This window comes from Virgibacillus halodenitrificans JCM 12304 (genome assembly GCF_001310895.1).
Lineage (GTDB): Bacteria > Bacillota > Bacilli > Bacillales > Amphibacillaceae > Virgibacillus_Q > Virgibacillus_Q halodenitrificans.
In genome coordinates, this window is record NZ_BAZS01000049.1 from 1 (window position 1) to 19,999 (window position 19,999).

The window sequence follows — 19,999 nt, forward strand, 5'->3', positions numbered from 1 at the left end:
AAAACTAATCGGCTGCAGAGCGAAGCAATCCGCCGGAGAACAAATTAATCGGCTGCAGAGCGAAGCAATCCGCCGGAGAGAAAACTAATCGGCTGCAGAGCGAAGCAATCCGCCGGGGACATTCGCAAACTAGCTATAATTTTTTTCACTATACATTATTTTCTAAAACGGCCATTTGCAAACAATCAAGTTACGTCGCAGTTTATCTATTTTGCGAATCATTGAACAACCCAACTTATATATAAGGACCAAAATTTTCAGTTTCCTAAGCTATGAAAAAAGTTGCACGACCGAGGTTGTGCAACTTTTTTTTATTCCCCAGGAAAAAGGATACCTTGCTTCTTTCTAGCAATTTCCGTCCACTTGGCAACCTGCCTGCTCCGCTCCATCCATAATTCATAAGAAGCTTTATCTTTTTGGTTTATCATATTAATAAAAGCATTGAGTTCATAAATCATGTCTACATCTTCTTGCTCTTCTGCAAACTCATTTGTATTCTTGGTCTTTCTGTCATAGAAAGTTAACTTATCAATAGGAGAGATATGGTCCATCGTCCACGTACCATCTTCACCTTGAATTTCTGAAGGTATTGTTGCTTGGGCAATTTTCGAACACAGAATGGTTACATTAAATTCGCCGTATTCCAAAATGAGTGTACCGCTCCCATCAATCCCATTCGATAAATGTACTGGAAAGTAATGAATTTCTTGTGGCTCACCAAACAAATCGATTGTCATACTAAGTGGGTACACACCTAAATCCATTAATGCTCCACCAGCAAATTCCTTTGTAAATACATTGGGTTCCTCTCCATTTTTAAATCGATCATATTTAGAAGAGTATTGAATGTATTGAAACATCGCACTGCGAACTTTACCGACCTTCTTCAATTCTGATTTAAGTGTATGATAATTTGGTGAGAACAGGTGCCTATAACCCTCGAAAACATAGAGACCGAGCTCATCTGCTTTATGTTTAACTTTTCCCCACTGTTTTTCCGTAAATACAAGGGGCTTCTCACAAAATACATGTTTCCCACTCTCCAGGCATTTCATAGTATGCTCAAAATGAAAGCTATTAGGAGAAGCTATATAAACAAAATTTGTTTCATTATCAGCTAACATATCAGCCATGTCAGTAAACCAATGCATAGCTCCGTGTTTCTGTGCAAATTCTCTTGCTGACTTTTCTTTCCTTGAGTAAACAGAATGCAATGTGGTCAATCCTGTCTGCTGAGTGGCTTTTATAAATAATTCTGTAATCCAACTTGTACCAATGATAGAAAACTTCACTCTTTATCGTCTCCTTCCTTGTCTTTCTCTTTCTTTTCATCTGGATGAGGGTCGATAGAATGCTTATAACCATATCCTTTTGATATCGTAACAAGCGACAAAATTAACACAATAGCTACTACTAGAATAGAAACTATGCTTACAATCGTTGTTGTTGACATGTCTATATAATTCCTCTCTTTTTATTCTGTCGGGTGTTCATATGGTTTTATTGTTCCATAAATTGCTTCTATATATGGAAGAGATAGCTCTTTTTTCTCAGCTAAACGAAGAGCTCCACCATGTAAATGCTCCACCTCAAGAGTCAATCCTTTTCGGCGATCTTGATGCATGGATGAGGTTGCTTCTTTATCGAGATGAAGCAGATTATTTATTGCCTTCTCAGCATCCGTATCAGCAAGCTCAGCTCCATAACTGTTGGCGAGTAATTTCATTTCATGCACAATCATTTCTGCAAGATGAAAGGTTGGCTTTTGATCTCTTACCGGTCCAATTGGCAAATTAACTGCTGTTGTTATTCCGGAAAAGGCATTTATAAACATATATTTTTTCCATAGTTCTTGTGAAATAGATATGCTGTTTTTGGCATCCATATTTGCTTTAGCTGCAAGCTCATCCAGTTGTTCACACACTTGTTCTTGTTTCGGATCTAAAGCTCCAAAAACCAAATCATGAAAATCACTTGAATGAACGACATGTCCATTTTCATCCAGAGTGGCAATAATAAATGCAAGACCACCTAACACGCGGTCATGGCCATATCGCTCCTGCAAAACATCAATATGCTCTATCCCGTTTAGAACTGGCAGGATAAATGCTCCTTTTTTCACCAATACATCCAGCTGCGCAAGGGTACCTTCTAAGTGATATCCTTTTACACCAACAACTACGACCTCAGCTGATGGGATATTTTCAGCAGTTGTCTCAATTTTTAAATCGTTAACTTCATAATCTCCTTGTTTACTATGGATCTTTAACCCTTTTTCTCTAAGCTGCTTTGCTCTTTTTTCTCTTACTAAAAATGTAACATCTGCATTTGCTTCGTGAAAACGCAATCCAAAATAAGCTCCTAAAGCCCCTGCTCCCAGTATAACTAATCTCACGCCATCCCCTCCAAGCTTTATTTTACTATCTTCATGGTACTTTTTTTTATATTGTTTTGTCTATTTACTTTTCATTCAAGTTTATTTCCCAAGCAAATAACGAGTATCCAATAGCTAAAATGATGATAACAGAGCATATATCTATATACTTCCATTAAATTCATTTAAATCAATAATTTGGGGGTTAATTAAGAATTATCTAAAAATATAGAGATTGAACCAAATACGCAATACCTATACCATTAAAATATAATGCTTTTACCCCCCCTATAACTCCGACCATACTATTTTTTTGCATCAATTGGGGTGATTTATACCTAGGATAAAAGACACCTCACCACTACTTAGTATCTATGTTTAAAAATTTAAAGGAGGTCATTAGTTAAGATGAAGAAAATATTACTTACATCTATTTTATTATTATCATTAATTGCTTTAGCTGCATGCGGTTCGGATAGCAGTGAAGACGCTAGCGGAGAAGGAAACAGCAGTGATGGAGAAAGCGGTAAATTAGCAGAACTACAGGATGCGGGGAAGGTCACGATTGGATTTGCCAATGAGAAGCCGTATGCTTACGAAGAAGATGGAGAGTTAAAAGGTGCTGCGGTTGATATTGCAGCTGCAGTTTTTAAAGAGCTGGGTATAGAAGAAATGGATTCACAGCTAGCAGACTTTGGCCAGTTGATCCCTGGTCTTAAAGCAGGAAAATTTGATGTGATTACTGCTGGTATGGCTATTAACCCGGACCGTTGTAAAAATGTTGCATTTGGAGAGCCAGAAATGAAGTATGGGGAAGGTCTGATTGTACAAAAAGGCAATCCATTAGGGTTGAAGAGCTACAAAGACATTGCTGATAACCCGGATGTGACTGTTTCTGTAATGGCGGGGGCGACAGAAAATGAATTTCTTAAATCCGAGGGTGTAGGCGAAAAACAAATTCAAAGCGCACCTGATATTCCAGCTACATTCTCTGCTGTTGAATCAGGAAGAGCCGACGCTACGACCGGAACAGAGATGACGATTAAAATGGCATTGGAGTCTGCAGGTTCAGACAAGTTAGAATTTGTGGAAGGATTTGAGCAGCCGGATATTGACGGGGTACCTAGTTACGGAGCAGCTGCATTTCACAAAGATAATACTGACCTGCGCGATGCGTATAATGAAAAGCTTGCAGAGTTAAAAGAAGATGGAACAGTTGCAGAACTATTAGAGAAAAACAGTTTTAGTGAAGAGAATAATATGGTGGAAGCTGAGGTTACTACTGAAAAAGTTTGTAATGGTGAATATTAATTTATAGCTAAGCTGAACGATAAATAGATTGATTACTCCATAGGGTCCGGCTCCCTCGCCCAGGGAGTCAGACCCTATGTTTTTTCGGAATACTTACTAAAATTATAAAAGGGAGTGATTACCATTAGTGCAATTGAGGAAATATTCCCCGCTCTTATGAAGGGGATAAACATAACAATCACGGTTCTTATCGCCTCAGCCTTTTTCGGCTATTTGTTTGCGTTTATTGCTGGACTATGTCGTCTCTCAAATAATATCGTACTCCGAAAATTTACTGGCTTCTATGTAGAAATATTCCGTGGTACCTCACTTATAGTTCAATTATTTTGGCTTTATTACGCAATTCCAATTTTGTTCGGCATTGATTTAGGTAGTGACTGGTGGGCTGGTGTTATTGCTATTGCATTAAATTACGGAGCATATATGTCAGAAATCGTACGTGGTTCTATTCTATCCGTCGCCAAAGGACAGTCAGAAGCTGCTACTGCTTTAAACATGTCTCGATTTCAACGCATGCGGCTCGTTATATTTCCACAAGCAGTGCGAATGATGCTTCCAGAATTCGGAAACTATCTCATTCAGATGCTTAAAGCAACTTCTCTCGTCTCCTTAATTGGATTACATGATATTTTGTATTACGGAGATATTTTACGAAGTTCAAATTTATCACAGGCACCAATCGTATATTTACTCGTACTTGTATTCTATTTCATTCTTGCACTTCCGTTAATATTTTTAACGCGGAAAATGGAGAGCATTTCTAAGAAAGGGGTTGCTAGCTAATGGAAAATTGGAGCTGGGATGTCTTTTTAGATGCCTTCCCTATTGTTCTACAAGGCTTGGGTATAACAATTGGATTAACACTTACTTGTTATCTGTTTGCTCTTATATTTGGGTTTGTTTGGATTTTCCTACGAAGGGTCCCTTTTAAACCGCTAAACTGGATTGTCACTTGGATTATGGAATTTATCCGATCCACCCCACCACTTGTTCAGTTATTTTTTATTTATTACGCATGGCCAATGGTTCCTGGAATTGGCATGACCTTAAGTCCATTTACCAGCGCTGTACTTGGACTAGGAATTCACTTTAGTACGTATATTGGTGAAGTATATCGTTCCGGGATCGATGGTGTAGACAAAGGCCAGTGGGAAGCTGCTCGAGCATTAAATTATCCTACTGGAAAGAAGTGGACGAAAATAATTTTACCGCAAGCAATTCCACCAACTATTCCTATGCTGGGAAATTACTTGATTATCATGTTCAAGGAAGTACCTTTAGCATCTACAATTGGGGTTGTGGGTATCTTGCATATGGCTAACAGCTATGGTTCTCAATACTGGACATATTTAGAACCGCTAACAATAGTAGCTATATTGTTCTTAGTATTAAGCTATCCTTCTGCTATCCTGATTAACAAGCTGGAAAGAAAAATGAATCGACGATTTGATAAAAAAGAAGCGTTAAAAAGTAGTGAAGGAGCGATCACATAATGACAGAACCTATTGTTACATTTAAGGATGTTCATAAATCATTTGGAGATGTAGATGTATTAAAAGGAATTGATTTAGAAATAAAGCCGGCAGAAAAGGTGGCAGTAATTGGCCCGAGTGGTTCCGGAAAAACGACCATTATTCGAATGCTGATGACATTGGAACAGCCTACTTCAGGAGATATATTCGTAGGCGACCAAAATCTATGGAAAATGGAAAAGAATGGTGAGTTTGTTGCGGCAAATGAAAAGCATCTTCGTGAGGTACGAGGAGATATTGGTATGGTCTTTCAGCATTTCAATCTATTTCCTCATATGACCATTTTGGAGAATTGTATGACGGCACCTATTCATGTAAAGAAAGAAGCAAAAAAGGTAGCTCGGCAACGATCCATAGAAATGCTTGAAAAAGTTGGGCTTGGAGATAAACTGGATAACTATCCAAGTCAGCTCTCAGGTGGGCAAAAACAACGTGTAGCTATGGCAAGAGCACTGGTCATGCGCCCAAAGGTCATGCTGTTCGATGAAGTGACCTCTGCTTTGGATCCCGAATTGGTTGGAGAGGTGTTAGAGGTAATTCGCGACATTGCTAAAGAAGGAGAAATGGCAATGATCTTAGTAACTCATGAAATGGACTTTGCTTTGGATGTGGCAGATAAAGTGCTATTCCTTGATGAAGGCGTGATAGCTGAGCAAGGTTCCGCAAGCGAAGTCATCGAGCATTCTAAAAACGAAAGACTTCAAAGCTTCCTGCACAGATTCAGAAGCTAGACATAAGGCAGTACCTCCTTTTGAGAGGTACTGCCTTTATCTGTAACTGGATAGATTACAGGGAGCCTTCTTTGAAAAGAAGAACGCCCCACCATATATATGGAAGCTAAATTTTATAGTCCCCTAAGAACTAAAAAACTGTGTCCGCATATCCATACGCACACAGTTTCTATTTCTATTAATTTAAATCTTCTCCAATAATTTTCACTTCACGTTCTAAAGTCACGCCAAACTTATCTTTCACTGTGGCCTGTACGTGGTGGATTAAATCAATGTATTCACTAGCAGTGGCTTCACTTTTATTTACGATAAAGCCGGCATGCTTCTCGGAAACTTGTGCCCCTCCTATTTGTTGTCCTTGAAGGTCACTATCCTGTATTAGTTTTCCGGCAAAATATCCAGGTGGCCTCTTAAATACACTTCCACAGGAAGGATACTCCAATGGCTGCTTTGATTCTCTTTTAAAGGTCAAGTCATCCATAATTGCCTTAATCGCTTTGTACTCTCCTTTTTCCAAAGAGAAGGTAGCTTCTAAAACAATATAACCATTATCAGGAATATTACTGGTACGATAATCCAAATCCAGTTCTTCCGCTGTTAAGGTTAAAAGCTTCCCATCTCGATCGACAACCTTTGTACTAACTAAAACATCCTTTATTTCCCCACCATATGCACCAGCATTCATGAACAAAGCTCCTCCAACAGAACCAGGGATTCCACAAGCAAATTCCAAACCACTTAGTTCCTCTTTTAGAGCCTCTCTGGATACATCTATAATCCTTGCTCCACTCTGGGCAACGATGGATGTTTCATCTATTCGAATTGCAGTTAATTTTTTCAGATTCATTACAATACCGCGAATCCCGCCATCTTTTACAATTAAATTAGATCCATTTCCAAGAAGCGTAAACTTTACTTCCTGATGGTTGGCAAGCTTCACAATTTCCTGTACTTGTTCATATGTCTCTGGTGTAACAAGAAAATCAGCTTTTCCACCAAGACGTGTATACGTATGATTTCTTAAAGGTTCATCTACCATAACGTTCTTTGGTGGCGTAACCTCCGTTAGTTTCTCATACAAATGACGATATTCTGCCACTCTTATCATTCCCTTAAAATTATTCCTAACTGTAATTAATCATCTTCTACATTGTAAGTTATTGCTCTCGATCTTGCCACAAAAAAGAGTGAATTAATTGATCGATTTGAACGTTTTCGTGAAGAGCACTATGACCAAGTTCCGGGTCTTCAATAACTACTTCTTCTAATTGATTACTTGGTATAATACTTCGTAATGCGTGTACACTTTCTGGGACTGCCACGGTATCGCCTGTACTGGCAATACTTAGAACATTTATGCCTTTAGGAAACTCACCTTCTCTTAATCTCTTGAGCGCGTTTGATTGAGGCTTTAAATCTTCTGCAGCAGGATCATGGTGTATCCGAAAATAAGCATCACTGTAAATACCATCATATGGACTTCCAATGGTAACAAAATTAGCAACCGATGGGTATGCTTTTTCATTATATTCCTTGATATACTTTAACGAGACAATTCCTCCCATCGAATGTCCCACAAGATTAACCTTTTCTACTTCATATTTTTCTTTTAATTGCTGTAAAACAGAGGCTAACCAAAACGATGTCGTAGCAAAGCTTGCTCGGTTATTTTGAAAAACCACTTGAATAAAGGTTGGTTCTTTTCTACCTTTATTTAAATTATGTTCCTCCACTTTTCCTGAGGCTGATACATAATAGACAATTGCCTTGTTTCCCCAATTATATTTATTTTCGAATCGGTTTAACATAAAGTCAAAGGAATTAGCTGTCCCCTTATATCCGTGTACAAAAACGGTGGGGATTCCAGGTTCATATTCGGATTGCGTATTATCTGGAACATATAATAGGAAAACAACTCCTACTACGGCAAGGCTTATGAATGTAATTCCTGTTAGTTGCTTTTTCTTCAAAGACATTCCTTTTTTACACACCTTTTTGCAATGTTTTCTGTTTTAAAATAAACCATGTAAAATAACCAGCTACGGCTAATAAAAGTAACTTCACTGCTAGCAAAGGAATGACGAATATTACTGTATAAGACATAGATATCCATATTAAAAGGATACTAATAATTTTTGCTTTTAGGGGAATTCCTTTTCCTGAACGGTAATTCTCGATATATGATCCAAAATATTTATTAGTTATCAGCCAATTATATAATTTTTTAGAGCTTCTAATATAGCATGCCGCCGCTAACAAGAGTAACGGTGTAGTTGGAATGAGCGGCAAGACGATTCCAATAATCCCGATTGCCAAGGAAAGAGACCCAACGATAACCAATAACGTCTTTTTAAAATAATCCATTTGCATCACCAGCTCTAAAATGTAATCCCCTTTAGTATATCATTTTAAACGTGCCTCCACCTAAGTGAAACGACAAATATCCGAACATTTTCCCACGTAGGCTGTTTTAATTCCTTGAGAGAAGTCGATGATAGACATTACACATGAATAAACTTGTTCCAATGTCCTTCATGATCTCATTACAGTCGTTAAATAATTTTGTTCTAAGATTTATAAATCAAGCTATATTAGTTCGTCAATACGATGAAACTCAGGCTCTTGGTTGGTAAATGTTACTACATATTTAAAACCTACAGACTCTAAAAGCTGCAATCCTTCCTTTAATTCATAGCCTACTGTGCTTTCTACATGAGAATCGGAACCTATGGTTATGATTTCTCCCCCACAATCTTTATATAAATTTAAAATATCTGGACTAGGCATTCCACTTTCAAGCCCGTATCGAATTCCTGAGCTGTTTAATTCGATTCCTTTTCCTTCTGAAACAATAATGCGAAAGATCTCGCGAATAATTTCATGAAAATTTCGTTTGCTCTTTTCTTTTGTATAACGCTTCACCAAATCAAGGTGCCCAAGTACACTATAATGCGAATAATTTTGCACACAATAAAGCAGTTCCTCATAATACAGCTGATAGGCTTCCTCAATTGTTTTGCCACTAAAAAATGCTCCGGAATGTAGATCTTTCTTATCGGCAGTGTGCATGGAACAAATGATGAAGTCATAACTGTTTCTACTAATTAGTTCATTATACTTTTCAAGTAAATGAGGCTGTACTCCAATCTCTATACCCTTCTTTATTTTAATTTTGTCTGCATATATTATCTGCATCTCTTTTATTTTTTTATCATACGCTTCCTGGTCAAAATCAAAAACAATGGACGGATCTGGATATTCATAATCAATATGTTCTGTAAACGCGATTTCTTTAATACCTGATTTAATTGCCTGCTCAATTGTTTTTTCCATTGGTGTCTCACAATCTGCTGAAAAATTACTATGAATATGAAAATCAAACATTATATTTCTCTCCCCCTAGGTTGACATTTTAGTTATTAATTATTAGAATACTATATAACTTTACTTAGATAAAGTAATAAAGCGATAAAGTAATGAAGTGGAGGAAGCTGCAAATATGAAATCTTATGTTTACCCTGCCAGCGTCAGAAATAGTATGGAAGACTTTCTGGTTAGAGAAGAGCTTGTAACAAAACTTAAAAATCGCTTTACTACCTATGGATATAATCAAGTACGTACCCCAGCATTTGAGGATTATGATATGTATTCCCTCGTAAGTGGGACGGTTAAAACAGATGATATGATCAAAGTTATTGATTCTACAGGACAAGTGCTTGTACTGCGACCAGATGTTACTACTCCTATCGCTCGGATGGCTGCATTGGAAGAAAACACAGTTAGTGGCAATCTCCGGTATTTCTATGTTTTGGATGTCTTTCGTCAAGCAAATGATGAAAGCAGGCAGAAGGAGCATACACAAGCTGGGGTCGAATGTCTTGGCGAAAATCCTCCAGAAGTGGATGCGGAAGTAATTATGCTGGCTATTCATACCCTGAAAGATCTTAAATTTCCAAACTTTAAAATAGAAATTGGTCATGCTGGTTATTTTAAGGAATTAATGGAACAAGCTGCATTTTCAAAACAAGAAACAGAGCAACTGCAGACACTTATCCAATCCAAAAATCTGGCAGAGATCGAACCTTTTCTGAATCGATTTTCTCTTAATGAGGAGATTAAAAGAGCCATAATGGCCATCCCGTTATTACACGGGGACCCTAATCAGATTATGAAGCAGGCTAAAAAGTATGTGATAAACGAGGACATGCAAGCTACCTTGGAAAACCTTAGTGAAGTAATTAAATTACTAGATATGTATGGAGCTAGAGAATCTGTATCTTTAAATTTGGGTTTAATAAACCATATGAATTACTATACAGGGGTAATTTTTCAAGGATTCATAGATAAAGTGGGAAAACCTATACTCATGGGAGGCAGGTACGACCATCTTGGAGAACAATTTGGAAAAACACTTCCTGCAATTGGTTTTGCATTTCATTTTGATCTCCTTTTGCAAGCATATGAACAGAATAAGTTGGATGCAACAAACATGGAAGAAGATGTTTTTCAACTTTACTATGATGATAACCATCAAGAAAACGCTCTATCTGCAGCATGTATTTTACGGAACAAAGGTTATCGGATTCTAACGTTCCCCCTCAGTAAATGGAAGAATGATCACCAACCAACCTCAAAAATAATTATGATGACAATAGAGAAAAAACAAGCGCAAACAAAAGCAGGCGAGTTTGAATTCAAGAATATAGATGAGCTTATTTCCTTTTTGAGCTCTGGAAAGGCGGGTGTGTAAGTGGAATCAATAACGTTAGCCTTGGCTAAAGGACGAACTGCCAAAAGCACAATTGCATTACTGGAAAAAATGAATATTGAATTTGAGGATTTCCACGAAGATAGCAGGAAACTAATTTTTTATAATAACGATAAATCAATCAAACTATTATTTGTTAAAGCAGTGGATGTTCCAACTTACGTAGAAAAAGGAGCAGCTGACATAGGCATTGTTGGAAAAGACAATATTTTGGAAGCACAAGCAGATGTATATGAAATGTTAGATTTACAAATAGGAAAGTGCCAATTTGTAGTTGCTGGCAAACAAAACACAGAGCTTGGGACAAATCAAACACTTACCATTGCTTCAAAATACCCTAATATCACAAAAAAGCATTTTCAAAAAAAGAGGCAAACAGTGGATACCGTTAAATTAAATGGTTCCGTGGAATTAGCGCCCCTTATCGGTCTAGCTGACTTCATCGTAGATATTGTTGAAACTGGTACGACATTAAAGGAAAACGGCTTAGTTATATTAGAAGAGGTAGAAGCCATTAGTACGAGACTAATTGTTAATAAAGCGAGCTTTGCTACAAAATCTGCTTCTATTCAGCTATTTATTGAGAAGCTGAAAGAAGCCTTGGAGTGAACTTATATGGAAGTGATTACTACAGAAACATTCTTACAACAAAAAAATACACGTTCTACGCAGCTTGATGTCCAGCTCGATGACGTAGTTCAAGAAATCATCCGAGAGGTCAGAGAGAAAGGTGATCGTGCATTGTACGACTACACAGAAGCCTTCGACAGTGTCAATCTGGAAAATCTGATTGTTTCGGAGAGGGAATTTAAAGAAGCAAATGACTTGGTCACTGATGACTTTCTGTCTGCTTTAATACAGGCTAAAAGCAACATTAAGGATTTTCATGAAGCCCAAAAGGAAAAATCATGGTTTTATACGAAACCGGATGGCATTATGCTCGGACAAAAGGTCACCCCTCTGGAAAGGGTCGGCGTTTATATTCCAGGCGGAAAAGCCGCTTACCCATCGACCGCATTAATGAATATTATCCCTGCGCAACTGGCTGGCGTAGAGGAAATAGTTATCACTACCCCTCCTCAGCCTAATGGTAAGGTAAATCCATATGTACTGGCAGCTGCCAATGAACTGGGGATACAAACAGTGTATAAAATAGGTGGTGCTCAGGCAATAGCAGCTTTGGCTTATGGAACGGAAACAATTAAAAAGGTAGCAAAAATTGTAGGTCCGGGTAATGCCTATGTACACGTGCAAAAAAATGGGTGTACGGTGATGTTGCGATTGATATGATCGCTGGCCCCAGTGAAATATGTATTTTTGCCGATAAAAGTGCTCCGCCAAGTTATATTGCCGCTGATTTGCTTTCACAGGCAGAGCATGATGAATCCGCAACATCTATATGCATAACTTCAGATCGGGAAGTAGCTAATAAGGTTAACTCCGAGATAGAAAAACAAGTACAACAGTTAGAAAGAAAGGATATTATACAGAAATCCTTAGAGTTAAATGGACGGATTATACTTGTAAATGATCTAAGTGAAGGCTTTGAATTAATTAATTCCATTGCGCCAGAACATCTTCAATTAATGATTGAGAATCCAATGGATAACCTTCATGCAATTAAACATGCCGGGGCTATTTTCCTTGGTAATTATTCTCCTGAACCACTTGGTGATTACTTTGCTGGACCAAATCATACACTTCCAACAAATGGAACTGCAAAGTTTTCTTCTCCATTAGGAGTTTATGATTTTGTAAAACGCTCTAGCATTATCAATTACTCTTCATCGGCATTAGACAAAGCTACGAATTCTATTATTAAGTTAGCCAATACAGAAGGATTAACAACACATGCTAATTCGATTGAAATAAGAAAGGGGAAACGTTAATGCGTACGTATAAAATTGATCGAAAAACAACAGAGACGAATATCTCCCTGGAGCTTCAGTTAGATGGAACAGGGGACTCCAAAATACAAACAGGCATTGGTTTCCTTGATCATATGCTCACTCTCTTTACTAAGCATGGATTGTTCGATCTTCAATTAAAATGTGATGGCGACTTAGAAGTGGATCAACACCATACAGTTGAAGATATTGGAATAGCATTAGGGCAGGCGTTCACCAACTCCCTCGGTAATAAAGAAGGAATTACCCGATATGCTGCAGTTACCTCACCTATGGATGAAGCGTTGGCGACTATCTCCTTAGATATAAGTGGGCGCTCCTTTCTCGTTTACCATGTTGATGGACTAAAAGATAAAGTTGGTAACTTTGATACAGAGTTAGTGGAAGAATTTTTTCAAGCTTTTGCAAGTAACGCAAAACTAACACTCCATATAAACCTCGACTACGGGAAAAACTCCCATCATATTATTGAAGCTATTTTCAAGGGGTTTGGACGTGCTCTTGATCAGGCAAGTCAAATTAATCCTAGAATTAACGGGATACCATCAACAAAAGGCATACTTTAACAGGAAGGATTTGATCATAATGATTGCAATCGTCGATTATGGAGCTGGCAACATTAAGAGTTTGCAGTTTGCGTTAAAGAAGCTAAATATGCATTCATGTGTTACTACGGACGCAACACAAATAAGAAACAGTGACGCTATTATCCTCCCTGGGGTAGGAGCATTTAAGGATGCTATTAATGAACTGCAACAGTCCGGTTTAGCAACAACCTTAAAAGAAGAGGTCTCTAACGGAAAGAAGCTTTTAGGTATTTGCCTTGGTATGCAATTATTCTATGAAAATAGCTATGAGGATGGAGTTTGGGAAGGACTGGGTCTGCTTAAAGGTAACGTAAAAAAAATGAATGATACGGTCAAAGTTCCACATATGGGATGGAACACACTAACAAAACATCGTAACAGTCCCTTGTTAAAGGATACAGTAGAGGAAGAATATGTTTATTTTGTCCACTCTTATGCTGTTCAGGATTATCAGCAGAATACACTCGTATCCAGTACCAATTATGGAGGAATTGTACCAGCAATTGTCCAGCAGGATAATGTAATAGGAATGCAATTTCACCCGGAAAAAAGTGGCGAAGCAGGGCTACAGCTATTAAGAAATTTCAAGGAGTTGATTGGATGATTTTATTTCCGGCAATTGATATAAAGGATGGAAAATGTGTGCGACTTACCCAAGGTGACTATAACAAAGAGAAAATTTACAGTGATTCTCCTGTTACGATAGCTGAACAGTGGCAACAGTCAGGAGGAGAATTCATACACATCGTGGACCTTGATGGAGCTAAAACCGGAGAATCTATAAATAAACCGGTTATTGAAGAAATTGCAAAGACAATTGCGGCACCAGTTCAAGTTGGAGGAGGGATTCGTTCATTAAACACCATCGAAACCTATATTAATGCTGGTGTAAAGCGTGTAATCATTGGTACTGCGGCTATTCATGATAAAGATTTTTTACGGAAAGCTGTTACTGAATACGGGAATAAAGTAGCCGTTTCCATTGATGCAAGAAATGGTTATGTTGCAACTGATGGCTGGACAAAAACCAGTAAAGTCAAGGCAGTTGATCTGATAAGAGAGTTAGAGGAAATCGGTATTCAAACTGTTATTTATACGGACATTTTAAAAGATGGTATGCTGCAGGGCCCAAACTCTGAAGAACTTGAAACAATCAATAAGGCAACCTCTACTAATATAATTGCTTCAGGCGGAGTAACTACAAAAGAAGATATTAGCAGGCTGGCTGATTTGCAGCTCTATGGTGCCATTATCGGTAAAGCATTGTATGATGGCAGCTTATCACTAGAAGATTTAGTTGGTGATCCGTATGCTCGCTAAACGAATTATTCCATGCCTGGATGTAGATAAAGGAAGAGTAGTTAAAGGGAAGAAATTCCAAAATATTCAAGATGTTGCAGATCCTGTGTCTCTAGCTAAAAAATACAACGAAGACGGGGCAGATGAGCTTGTATTTTATGATATTACAGCTTCCAATGAAACTAGGAATATTTTCATTGATGTGGTAGAACAGGTAGCAGCTGAAGTTGCTATTCCATTTACGGTCGGCGGTGGTATCCGCGCAATAGACGATTTCCATAAGGTTCTTCGTGCCGGAGCTGATAAAGTTTCTATAAATAGTGCTGCTGTCGACAATCCCAGACTCATACAAGAAGCAGCTTGGAAGTTTGGTAGCCAGTGTGTGGTGTTGTCAATTGATGCAAAAGAAAATAAGGATGGAAATTGGACTGTGTATACAAATGGCGGGAGAATAGATACTGGCTTAGACGCACTGGAATGGGCAAAACGTGGAGAAGAACTTGGTGCAGGCGAAATTGTAATAAATGCCATTGACACAGATGGAGAGAAAAATGGATACAACCTCTCCCTAACAAAGGCAATTGCTCAATCAGTCAATATCCCAATTGTAGCCAGTGGTGGCGCAGGTAAATTAGAACACTTTCAAGACGTATTACAGCCCGACGTAGCAGACGCTGCACTTGCTGCATCGGTATTTCACTATAATGAGATTTCAGTATCCCAATTAAAACAGCTTTTAGCTGAAAATGGAGTTCCTGTTAGGAAAAGGAGAGTGACACCTTGGAATTAAACACTGGCCAACTAAATTTTGATGATAATGATTTAATAGCGGCTATTGTCCAGAATGCAGAGACTGGTAAGGTGCTGACACTTGCCTACATGAATAAAGAGGCATTACAACGAACAATAGAAACAAAGGAGACATGGTTTTACAGTAGAAAAAGACAGCAATTGTGGAACAAGGGAGAAACATCCGGAAATAAGCAACAAGTAAAAAAAATTACTTTTGACTGTGATGCAGATGCTTTATTAGTACAGGTAGAGCCTTTGGGACCAGCTTGTCATACTGGTAGCGAAAGCTGTTTTACAAACGCATTGTATCAGCAGGAGGAAGTAAATCACAACGTAATACCTGACTTAGTTTCACGCATTCAAAAGCGCAGGAATAATCCAAAAGACGGCTCCTATACTACTTATTTATTTAACGAAGGGATAGATAAGATCCTAAAGAAGGTCGGCGAGGAAGCGAGCGAAGTAATCATTGGAGCAAAAAATAATGATAAACAAGAGGTCACATGGGAAATTGCTGATCTTACTTATCACTCACTTGTATTAATGGAGTTACTTGGTGTATCCATCTCAGATATAAAAAAGGAATTACGCAAAAGGCATATTCAAAAAGAAGGTGGCAAGGATGAGTAAGTTCTGGAGTGAAGCAGTAAAAAGAAGTTCTCCCTATGTACCTGGAGAACAGATGAACGTATCCAATTTAATTAAACTCAATACAAACGAAAACCCTTATCCGCCCTCTCAACAAGTAAAGGAAGCAATACAGTCAGAAATAGACACTAACCTTCAGCTTTATCCTTCCCCAACTGTAGATGATCTTAGGGAGGAGCTTGCTACCACTTATCAATTGAATAAAGATCAGGTATTTGTCGGAAACGGGTCAGATGAAGTGCTAGCCTTCTCATATATGGCTTTTTTTGACCCAGGTAGAATTATACGATTTCCCGCTGTCTCCTACAGCTTCTATCCTGTCTATGCAAAGCTTTTTGATATTCCATATGAAAAGGTTGCATTAAACCGAGATTTCACCTTGCCTGTCGGGAAATTTTTCCAAGCGGATGGTGGGGTTATTTTCCCAAATCCGAATGCTCCTACAAGTATTTATTTAGATCTCCAAGCTATTCGGGAAATTTTAGATAATAATCCCGACTGTGTCGTCATTATTGACGAAGCATATATTGATTTTGCTTCGGCATCCGCAGTATCACTTATTAATACGTATGAAAATCTGCTTGTTATCCAAACCTTTTCTAAATCTCGCTCACTTGCTGGATTAAGAGTAGGTTTTGCGTTAGGAAACAAGCAACTAATTGAAGGCCTAAACAGAATAAAGGATTCTTTTAATTCTTATACAATAGATCGTCTGGCAATTGCAGGGGCAAAAGCTGCATTAAAAGACACTACTTATTTCGATTATACAATAACAAAGATAAAGCAAACTCGTGAATGGGTAACTTCGGAAATGAAAAAAAGAGGGTTTTGTGTCCTTCCCTCTTCTGCCAATTTTATTTTCGTCACACATTATAAAGAAGCTGCGGAAGATCTATATAAATGGTTTAAGGAAAATGGAATTCTGATTAGATATTTTCAAAGTCCAGGTATTGATAATTACTTACGTATTACAATTGGAACAGATGAACAAATGAGGGCCTTCTTTGAGAAGCTGGATTATATATTAGAAAAGAAAAATTCAAAAGAAGCATCAGCCAATAATTAGCTGATGCTTCTTTTAGTATTAAATCATTTTTTCAACTTCTGCATCTTCTTTTAGTTTTTTCACTTTCTCTTGTAGCTTCTTAGATGTTTTGTCCTTTTTTAATTGAGATTTAATAGGTTCTTTTACTTCTTTAAGTTTACCTATTTCTTTGTTTTGTTCCTTGATCTTATTGTAGTATTCTTCGATTTCTTTGTCTGTTACCTTAACATCGATCTCAGAATCTATATACTTTTGGGTTACAAGATCATTTGCTAACTGATTTTTAAAGTCTTCTTCCGACATCTTGAACTGTTTTAATACTTTTTTCAGTTGGTCGCCATTCTGCTCTTTAATTGTGTCAAATTCTTTTTGAACTTCTTTATCTGTTACTTCTAGCCCTTTATCCTTTGCATCATTACGAATCAGTTTTTGTTCAACAATCATATTAAGTGTCTGGTCTTTCACTGCAGTTACATCACTTACATCTTGACCGAATTGAGCCATTTGCATTTTTATTTGCATATATAATGGATTATAAGTTTCCCCTTTAATTTCTTCCCCATTAATGCTAACAACCGGAGTCTTTTCATCTACTTTTTCTTTTTCAGTTACTTCAACATTTTGCTCTTGTGGTTGAGCTTGTTCTTCCGTTTTATTCGCAGATTGTTGTTCATCTTTTTTTGCATTTTCTTCTTCATTATCTCCACATGCTGCCAATACTATCGTAAACGTTAGGGCCACTAACACCATTATAATTTTCTTCATCTAATTCCCTCTTTTCTTTAGTAGGTAGTTACATTCAAACATATATCATGTCCACATTTCAAGTAGGTAAAACAGCCAATTCTCTCTGGACATAAGGCGGTGACTGGTTTCAATAGGGTTAATAACATTTCGGTAACAAAACATGAGCCCCATTCCGTATCTTTGCCACAAAATGCTTGGTTCTAAGCTTTTATCACTTTTACAGAGGTATACACCATTTATTCCTTGCGTATTTGGAGTAAAATGCGAACTAACTATTCGTGTTTAGATTATGTAAAATAACTGTGTTGCTGGATAGCTCATTGAAATAGTTGAAGAGGTAATCCCCATTGATTTCCGTTACATGCGGACGCTTTCCGCCGGCATGGCCTCAGCCGCTTCCTCCGCTACGCTCCGTCCAGGGTCTTCGCCTCATGCTATTCGAGGCCACTGAAAAACTACCTTATTAAAAAATAGGATGGGGTAGAAAAATAAAAAAGATCAAATTCATCCCAAAAAATGGATAAATTTGATCTTTCTTCATCTCGTTTGCTTCTCTCATTCCTTATTTTTGGTCTATTAGCTTCAATATTCTTTTCAGATTCACTACAAATATGGTGGTCGCACTTTGCAGCTCCATGCCTAATAAACCCGAGTTACTAGCCTGATCGTACCCGTGTTGATTTTTTAATTCTCCATTTTTCGCTTCCACTATATAGCGATCTTTGGCGAGGGTTTTAAAGAGTTCTGTTTCTTGAAACTTCTCGTGCTCTGCGTGCACTGCAGCCTTCACCGTCACCGAATAGCTCTTCGTTTTTGTCCCGTTATAACACCCTGCCTGCAACGGGCACTTTTTACATTTTTCCACATCAAAGTAATAACTCATTTGATGGTTTCGGTTATCACCAGCTTTGCGTCGTTTTATTCGCTTTCTCACGGCCAAGTGCCCGGCGGGACAAGCAAACATATCCGCGTCTTTATTAAACTCAAAACCGTCATCTTCGTTGCGTTTCCCGTTCGTAATAACCGGATGCAATTTCGTAATAAACTGGAAGTTTCCTTCTTGTTGCGCAAACGTTAAATTATCTGTCCCTGAGTATGCTGTGTCGCCAATAACGGTGTCTACGTCCATTCCCGCTACTCTGGATTTGTTCACGAGTTCCTTCAAATATTTTCCGTCACTTTTTTCTCCTGTCGTTACGGACGCTGCGGTAATAATCCGTTCTTTTGTGACCGCAAGATGTGATTTATAGCCAAAAAATGCGTGATCTTGTGATTTATGACCAATCCGGGCGTCCGGGTCACTGGATTGCGTGGCCTCTGTCTGACAATCCGTGAGCACTTCCTGTAAGTAATTTACCTTTTCTTTAACGGCAGGAACGCCTTTTATTGCTTCCTCTTTTTCAATGACTTCCAACATTTTTTCACAGTATTCCCTGGCCTCATTGATATCACTGCCTGTTGGTTTTTCTGGGAATTTTTCTTTCATCGAGCATCGAATTTATAGGCCGTTTTTCGAACTAATTTGGCTTTTTCCTTTAAGTATTCACTGGCAGATTTTGCGCAATAGCGAGAAGTCGTATGCGTGGCATCCACAATAATTGTTTTACTTTCAATTACACCCTGTTCGATCGCAACCTCTACGGTCTTTTGAATCAGATCATCTAACAGACTTCCTTCGCCCTTGTCCCATTCTTCTTTCGTTGGCTCAATCCGTAACTTGCGAAACTTCGTTAAAGAACTTGGGTTAATTACATCATCCTCGGGCGCCATATCTAAAAAATATTTTAAAGCCAGGTCGGTTTTGGAGCGTTCGACAATATCGACATCGGAGACATCATAAATTTGCTTCAGTAAAAGATACTTAAACATCCGAATCGGATGGACGGCATTCCGCCCGTTGTTCCTACAATATCTATCTTGTAACTTTTCTAGGATAAAAGAGAAGTCCACGAGTTCATTTATTCGACGCAAAAAATTATCTTTGGGAATTAGCTTATCGTAAAGTTCCGCATACGGACTAAGGATCAAGGAAGTTTGTTGTTCTATCATCAAAAATCACCGCTTCTTATTTAGTAACCCTAGTATACTAAAGATAAAACACAGATTCTATAACTTCTCCTAATATTATAACTTCTCCTAATATATGGAGGACTTTTTCAGTGGCCTCATGCTATTCCGGCAGGAGTCGCCGCCCTCCACTCCAATCAATTTGTATCTGCTTTAAACCATAAATAGCGGGTTAATATCTAACCACTTTT

20 protein-coding genes and 2 pseudogenes are annotated in these 19,999 nt (G+C 38.1%); 13 read left to right on the forward strand and 9 right to left on the reverse strand.

The features are described 5' to 3' along the window. Positions 1-311 precede the first annotated feature (311 nt). The 3 genes from JCM12304_RS17625 to JCM12304_RS17630 are packed head-to-tail and all read right to left on the reverse strand — an operon-like array spanning position 312 to position 2,395. Positions 312-1,292 (reverse strand): Gfo/Idh/MocA family protein, encoded by a 981-nt coding sequence (locus JCM12304_RS17625; RefSeq protein WP_060681839.1) that lies wholly within the window; start codon positions 1,290-1,292, stop codon positions 312-314. Beyond that, positions 1,289-1,453 (reverse strand): YtzI protein, encoded by a 165-nt coding sequence (gene ytzI, locus JCM12304_RS19200; RefSeq protein WP_071648146.1) that lies wholly within the window; start codon positions 1,451-1,453, stop codon positions 1,289-1,291. The genes JCM12304_RS17625 and ytzI overlap by 4 nt, the downstream gene beginning before the upstream one ends. A 21-nt stretch (positions 1,454-1,474) precedes the next feature. Next, positions 1,475-2,395 (reverse strand): ketopantoate reductase family protein, encoded by a 921-nt coding sequence (locus JCM12304_RS17630; protein WP_019379003.1) that lies wholly within the window; start codon positions 2,393-2,395, stop codon positions 1,475-1,477. 387 nt (positions 2,396-2,782) lie between these two features. Between JCM12304_RS17630 and ehuB the strand changes: the two genes are divergently transcribed. The 4 genes from ehuB to ehuA all read left to right on the forward strand — a co-directional run bounded on the left by ehuB (position 2,783) and on the right by ehuA (position 5,948). Further along, positions 2,783-3,685 carry an ectoine/hydroxyectoine ABC transporter substrate-binding protein EhuB gene (gene ehuB / locus JCM12304_RS17635; protein WP_060681840.1) on the forward strand — a complete coding sequence of 301 codons (903 nt, stop codon included), beginning with the start codon at positions 2,783-2,785 and terminating at the stop codon, positions 3,683-3,685. Between the two features lie 123 nt (positions 3,686-3,808). After that, on the forward strand, positions 3,809-4,468 hold the full coding sequence (gene ehuC, locus JCM12304_RS17640; protein WP_256200862.1) for an ectoine/hydroxyectoine ABC transporter permease subunit EhuC: 660 nt from the start codon (positions 3,809-3,811) through the stop codon (positions 4,466-4,468). Continuing rightward, the gene (gene ehuD / locus JCM12304_RS17645; RefSeq protein ID WP_019379000.1) at positions 4,468-5,178 is read left to right on the forward strand and encodes an ectoine/hydroxyectoine ABC transporter permease subunit EhuD; all 711 of its coding nucleotides are present in this window, start codon (positions 4,468-4,470) and stop codon (positions 5,176-5,178) included. Before ehuC ends, ehuD begins: the two co-directional genes overlap by 1 nt. Further along, positions 5,178-5,948, forward strand: a complete 771-nt coding sequence (gene ehuA, locus JCM12304_RS17650; RefSeq protein WP_019378999.1) for an ectoine/hydroxyectoine ABC transporter ATP-binding protein EhuA — start codon at positions 5,178-5,180, stop codon at positions 5,946-5,948. The genes ehuD and ehuA overlap by 1 nt, the downstream gene beginning before the upstream one ends. A gap of 178 nt (positions 5,949-6,126) precedes the next feature. On the opposite strand, the gene murB is transcribed toward ehuA, so the two are convergent. From murB to JCM12304_RS17670, 4 genes are all read right to left on the reverse strand, one after another. Continuing rightward, the gene (murB, locus tag JCM12304_RS17655; protein WP_369813187.1) at positions 6,127-6,987 is read right to left on the reverse strand and encodes a UDP-N-acetylmuramate dehydrogenase; all 861 of its coding nucleotides are present in this window, start codon (positions 6,985-6,987) and stop codon (positions 6,127-6,129) included. A 118-nt stretch (positions 6,988-7,105) separates the two neighbouring features. Continuing rightward, a complete protein-coding gene (locus tag JCM12304_RS17660) occupies positions 7,106-7,924 on the reverse strand; it encodes an alpha/beta fold hydrolase (RefSeq protein WP_060681842.1) in 819 nt (272 codons plus the stop codon). 7 nt (positions 7,925-7,931) lie between these two features. Then, positions 7,932-8,312 (reverse strand): YbaN family protein, encoded by a 381-nt coding sequence (locus JCM12304_RS17665; RefSeq protein WP_026041503.1) that lies wholly within the window; start codon positions 8,310-8,312, stop codon positions 7,932-7,934. Positions 8,313-8,534: 222 nt separating this feature from the next. Then, positions 8,535-9,332: a histidinol-phosphatase HisJ family protein gene (locus JCM12304_RS17670; RefSeq protein ID WP_060681843.1), complete on the reverse strand. Its 798-nt coding sequence runs from the start codon at positions 9,330-9,332 to the stop codon at positions 8,535-8,537. Positions 9,333-9,447: 115 nt separating this feature from the next. Between JCM12304_RS17670 and hisZ the strand changes: the two genes are divergently transcribed. From hisZ to hisC, 9 genes and pseudogenes are all read left to right on the forward strand, one after another. Next, on the forward strand, positions 9,448-10,698 hold the full coding sequence (gene hisZ / locus JCM12304_RS17675) for an ATP phosphoribosyltransferase regulatory subunit (protein ID WP_060681844.1): 1,251 nt from the start codon (positions 9,448-9,450) through the stop codon (positions 10,696-10,698). Continuing rightward, positions 10,699-11,325: an ATP phosphoribosyltransferase gene (gene hisG / locus JCM12304_RS17680; RefSeq protein ID WP_060681845.1), complete on the forward strand. Its 627-nt coding sequence runs from the start codon at positions 10,699-10,701 to the stop codon at positions 11,323-11,325. 6 nt (positions 11,326-11,331) lie between these two features. Beyond that, positions 11,332-12,605, forward strand: a pseudogene (gene hisD, locus JCM12304_RS17685) (histidinol dehydrogenase). Beyond that, a complete protein-coding gene (hisB, locus tag JCM12304_RS17690; protein WP_019378991.1) occupies positions 12,605-13,189 on the forward strand; it encodes an imidazoleglycerol-phosphate dehydratase HisB in 585 nt (194 codons plus the stop codon). The pseudogene hisD and the gene hisB overlap by 1 nt, the downstream one beginning before the upstream one ends. 19 nt (positions 13,190-13,208) lie before the next feature. Further along, the gene (gene hisH, locus JCM12304_RS17695; RefSeq protein WP_019378990.1) at positions 13,209-13,814 is read left to right on the forward strand and encodes an imidazole glycerol phosphate synthase subunit HisH; all 606 of its coding nucleotides are present in this window, start codon (positions 13,209-13,211) and stop codon (positions 13,812-13,814) included. Next, positions 13,811-14,530: a 1-(5-phosphoribosyl)-5-[(5-phosphoribosylamino)methylideneamino]imidazole-4-carboxamide isomerase gene (gene hisA / locus JCM12304_RS17700; protein ID WP_060681846.1), complete on the forward strand. Its 720-nt coding sequence runs from the start codon at positions 13,811-13,813 to the stop codon at positions 14,528-14,530. Before hisH ends, hisA begins: the two co-directional genes overlap by 4 nt. Next, positions 14,520-15,299, forward strand: a complete 780-nt coding sequence (hisF, locus tag JCM12304_RS17705; RefSeq protein WP_060681847.1) for an imidazole glycerol phosphate synthase subunit HisF — start codon at positions 14,520-14,522, stop codon at positions 15,297-15,299. Before hisA ends, hisF begins: the two co-directional genes overlap by 11 nt. Beyond that, positions 15,290-15,931 carry a bifunctional phosphoribosyl-AMP cyclohydrolase/phosphoribosyl-ATP diphosphatase HisIE gene (gene hisIE, locus JCM12304_RS17710; protein WP_060681848.1) on the forward strand — a complete coding sequence of 214 codons (642 nt, stop codon included), beginning with the start codon at positions 15,290-15,292 and terminating at the stop codon, positions 15,929-15,931. The genes hisF and hisIE overlap by 10 nt, the downstream gene beginning before the upstream one ends. After that, positions 15,924-17,015, forward strand: a complete 1,092-nt coding sequence (gene hisC, locus JCM12304_RS17715) for a histidinol-phosphate transaminase (protein WP_060681849.1) — start codon at positions 15,924-15,926, stop codon at positions 17,013-17,015. Before hisIE ends, hisC begins: the two co-directional genes overlap by 8 nt. Positions 17,016-17,033: 18 nt before the next feature. On the opposite strand, the gene JCM12304_RS17720 is transcribed toward hisC, so the two are convergent. After that, positions 17,034-17,759 carry a SurA N-terminal domain-containing protein gene (locus JCM12304_RS17720; RefSeq protein WP_060681850.1) on the reverse strand — a complete coding sequence of 242 codons (726 nt, stop codon included), beginning with the start codon at positions 17,757-17,759 and terminating at the stop codon, positions 17,034-17,036. A 544-nt stretch (positions 17,760-18,303) separates the two neighbouring features. Continuing rightward, a pseudogene (locus JCM12304_RS17725) lies at positions 18,304-19,790 on the reverse strand (IS1182 family transposase). Between the last annotated feature and the right edge of the window lie 209 nt (positions 19,791-19,999).

What these genes read in the sequence shown, in the direction of transcription:
- JCM12304_RS17670 (WP_060681843.1), bottom strand. Translation starts at nt 9,332, where the DNA reads ATGTTTGATTTTCATATTCATAGTAATTTTTCAGCAGATTGTGAGACA.
- hisH (WP_019378990.1), top strand. Translation starts at nt 13,209, where the DNA reads ATGATTGCAATCGTCGATTATGGAGCTGGCAACATTAAGAGTTTGCAG.
- ehuD (WP_019379000.1), top strand. Translation starts at nt 4,468, where the DNA reads ATGGAAAATTGGAGCTGGGATGTCTTTTTAGATGCCTTCCCTATTGTT.
- JCM12304_RS17720 (WP_060681850.1), bottom strand. Translation starts at nt 17,759, where the DNA reads ATGAAGAAAATTATAATGGTGTTAGTGGCCCTAACGTTTACGATAGTA.
- ytzI (WP_071648146.1), bottom strand. Translation starts at nt 1,453, where the DNA reads ATGTCAACAACAACGATTGTAAGCATAGTTTCTATTCTAGTAGTAGCT.
- hisC (WP_060681849.1), top strand. Translation starts at nt 15,924, where the DNA reads ATGAGTAAGTTCTGGAGTGAAGCAGTAAAAAGAAGTTCTCCCTATGTA.
- JCM12304_RS17660 (WP_060681842.1), bottom strand. Translation starts at nt 7,924, where the DNA reads ATGTCTTTGAAGAAAAAGCAACTAACAGGAATTACATTCATAAGCCTT.
- hisA (WP_060681846.1), top strand. Translation starts at nt 13,811, where the DNA reads ATGATTTTATTTCCGGCAATTGATATAAAGGATGGAAAATGTGTGCGA.
- murB (WP_369813187.1), bottom strand. Translation starts at nt 6,987, where the DNA reads ATGGTAGATGAACCTTTAAGAAATCATACGTATACACGTCTTGGTGGA.
- ehuA (WP_019378999.1), top strand. Translation starts at nt 5,178, where the DNA reads ATGACAGAACCTATTGTTACATTTAAGGATGTTCATAAATCATTTGGA.
- hisB (WP_019378991.1), top strand. Translation starts at nt 12,605, where the DNA reads ATGCGTACGTATAAAATTGATCGAAAAACAACAGAGACGAATATCTCC.
- ehuB (WP_060681840.1), top strand. Translation starts at nt 2,783, where the DNA reads ATGAAGAAAATATTACTTACATCTATTTTATTATTATCATTAATTGCT.
- hisZ (WP_060681844.1), top strand. Translation starts at nt 9,448, where the DNA reads ATGAAATCTTATGTTTACCCTGCCAGCGTCAGAAATAGTATGGAAGAC.
- JCM12304_RS17665 (WP_026041503.1), bottom strand. Translation starts at nt 8,312, where the DNA reads ATGGATTATTTTAAAAAGACGTTATTGGTTATCGTTGGGTCTCTTTCC.
- hisF (WP_060681847.1), top strand. Translation starts at nt 14,520, where the DNA reads ATGCTCGCTAAACGAATTATTCCATGCCTGGATGTAGATAAAGGAAGA.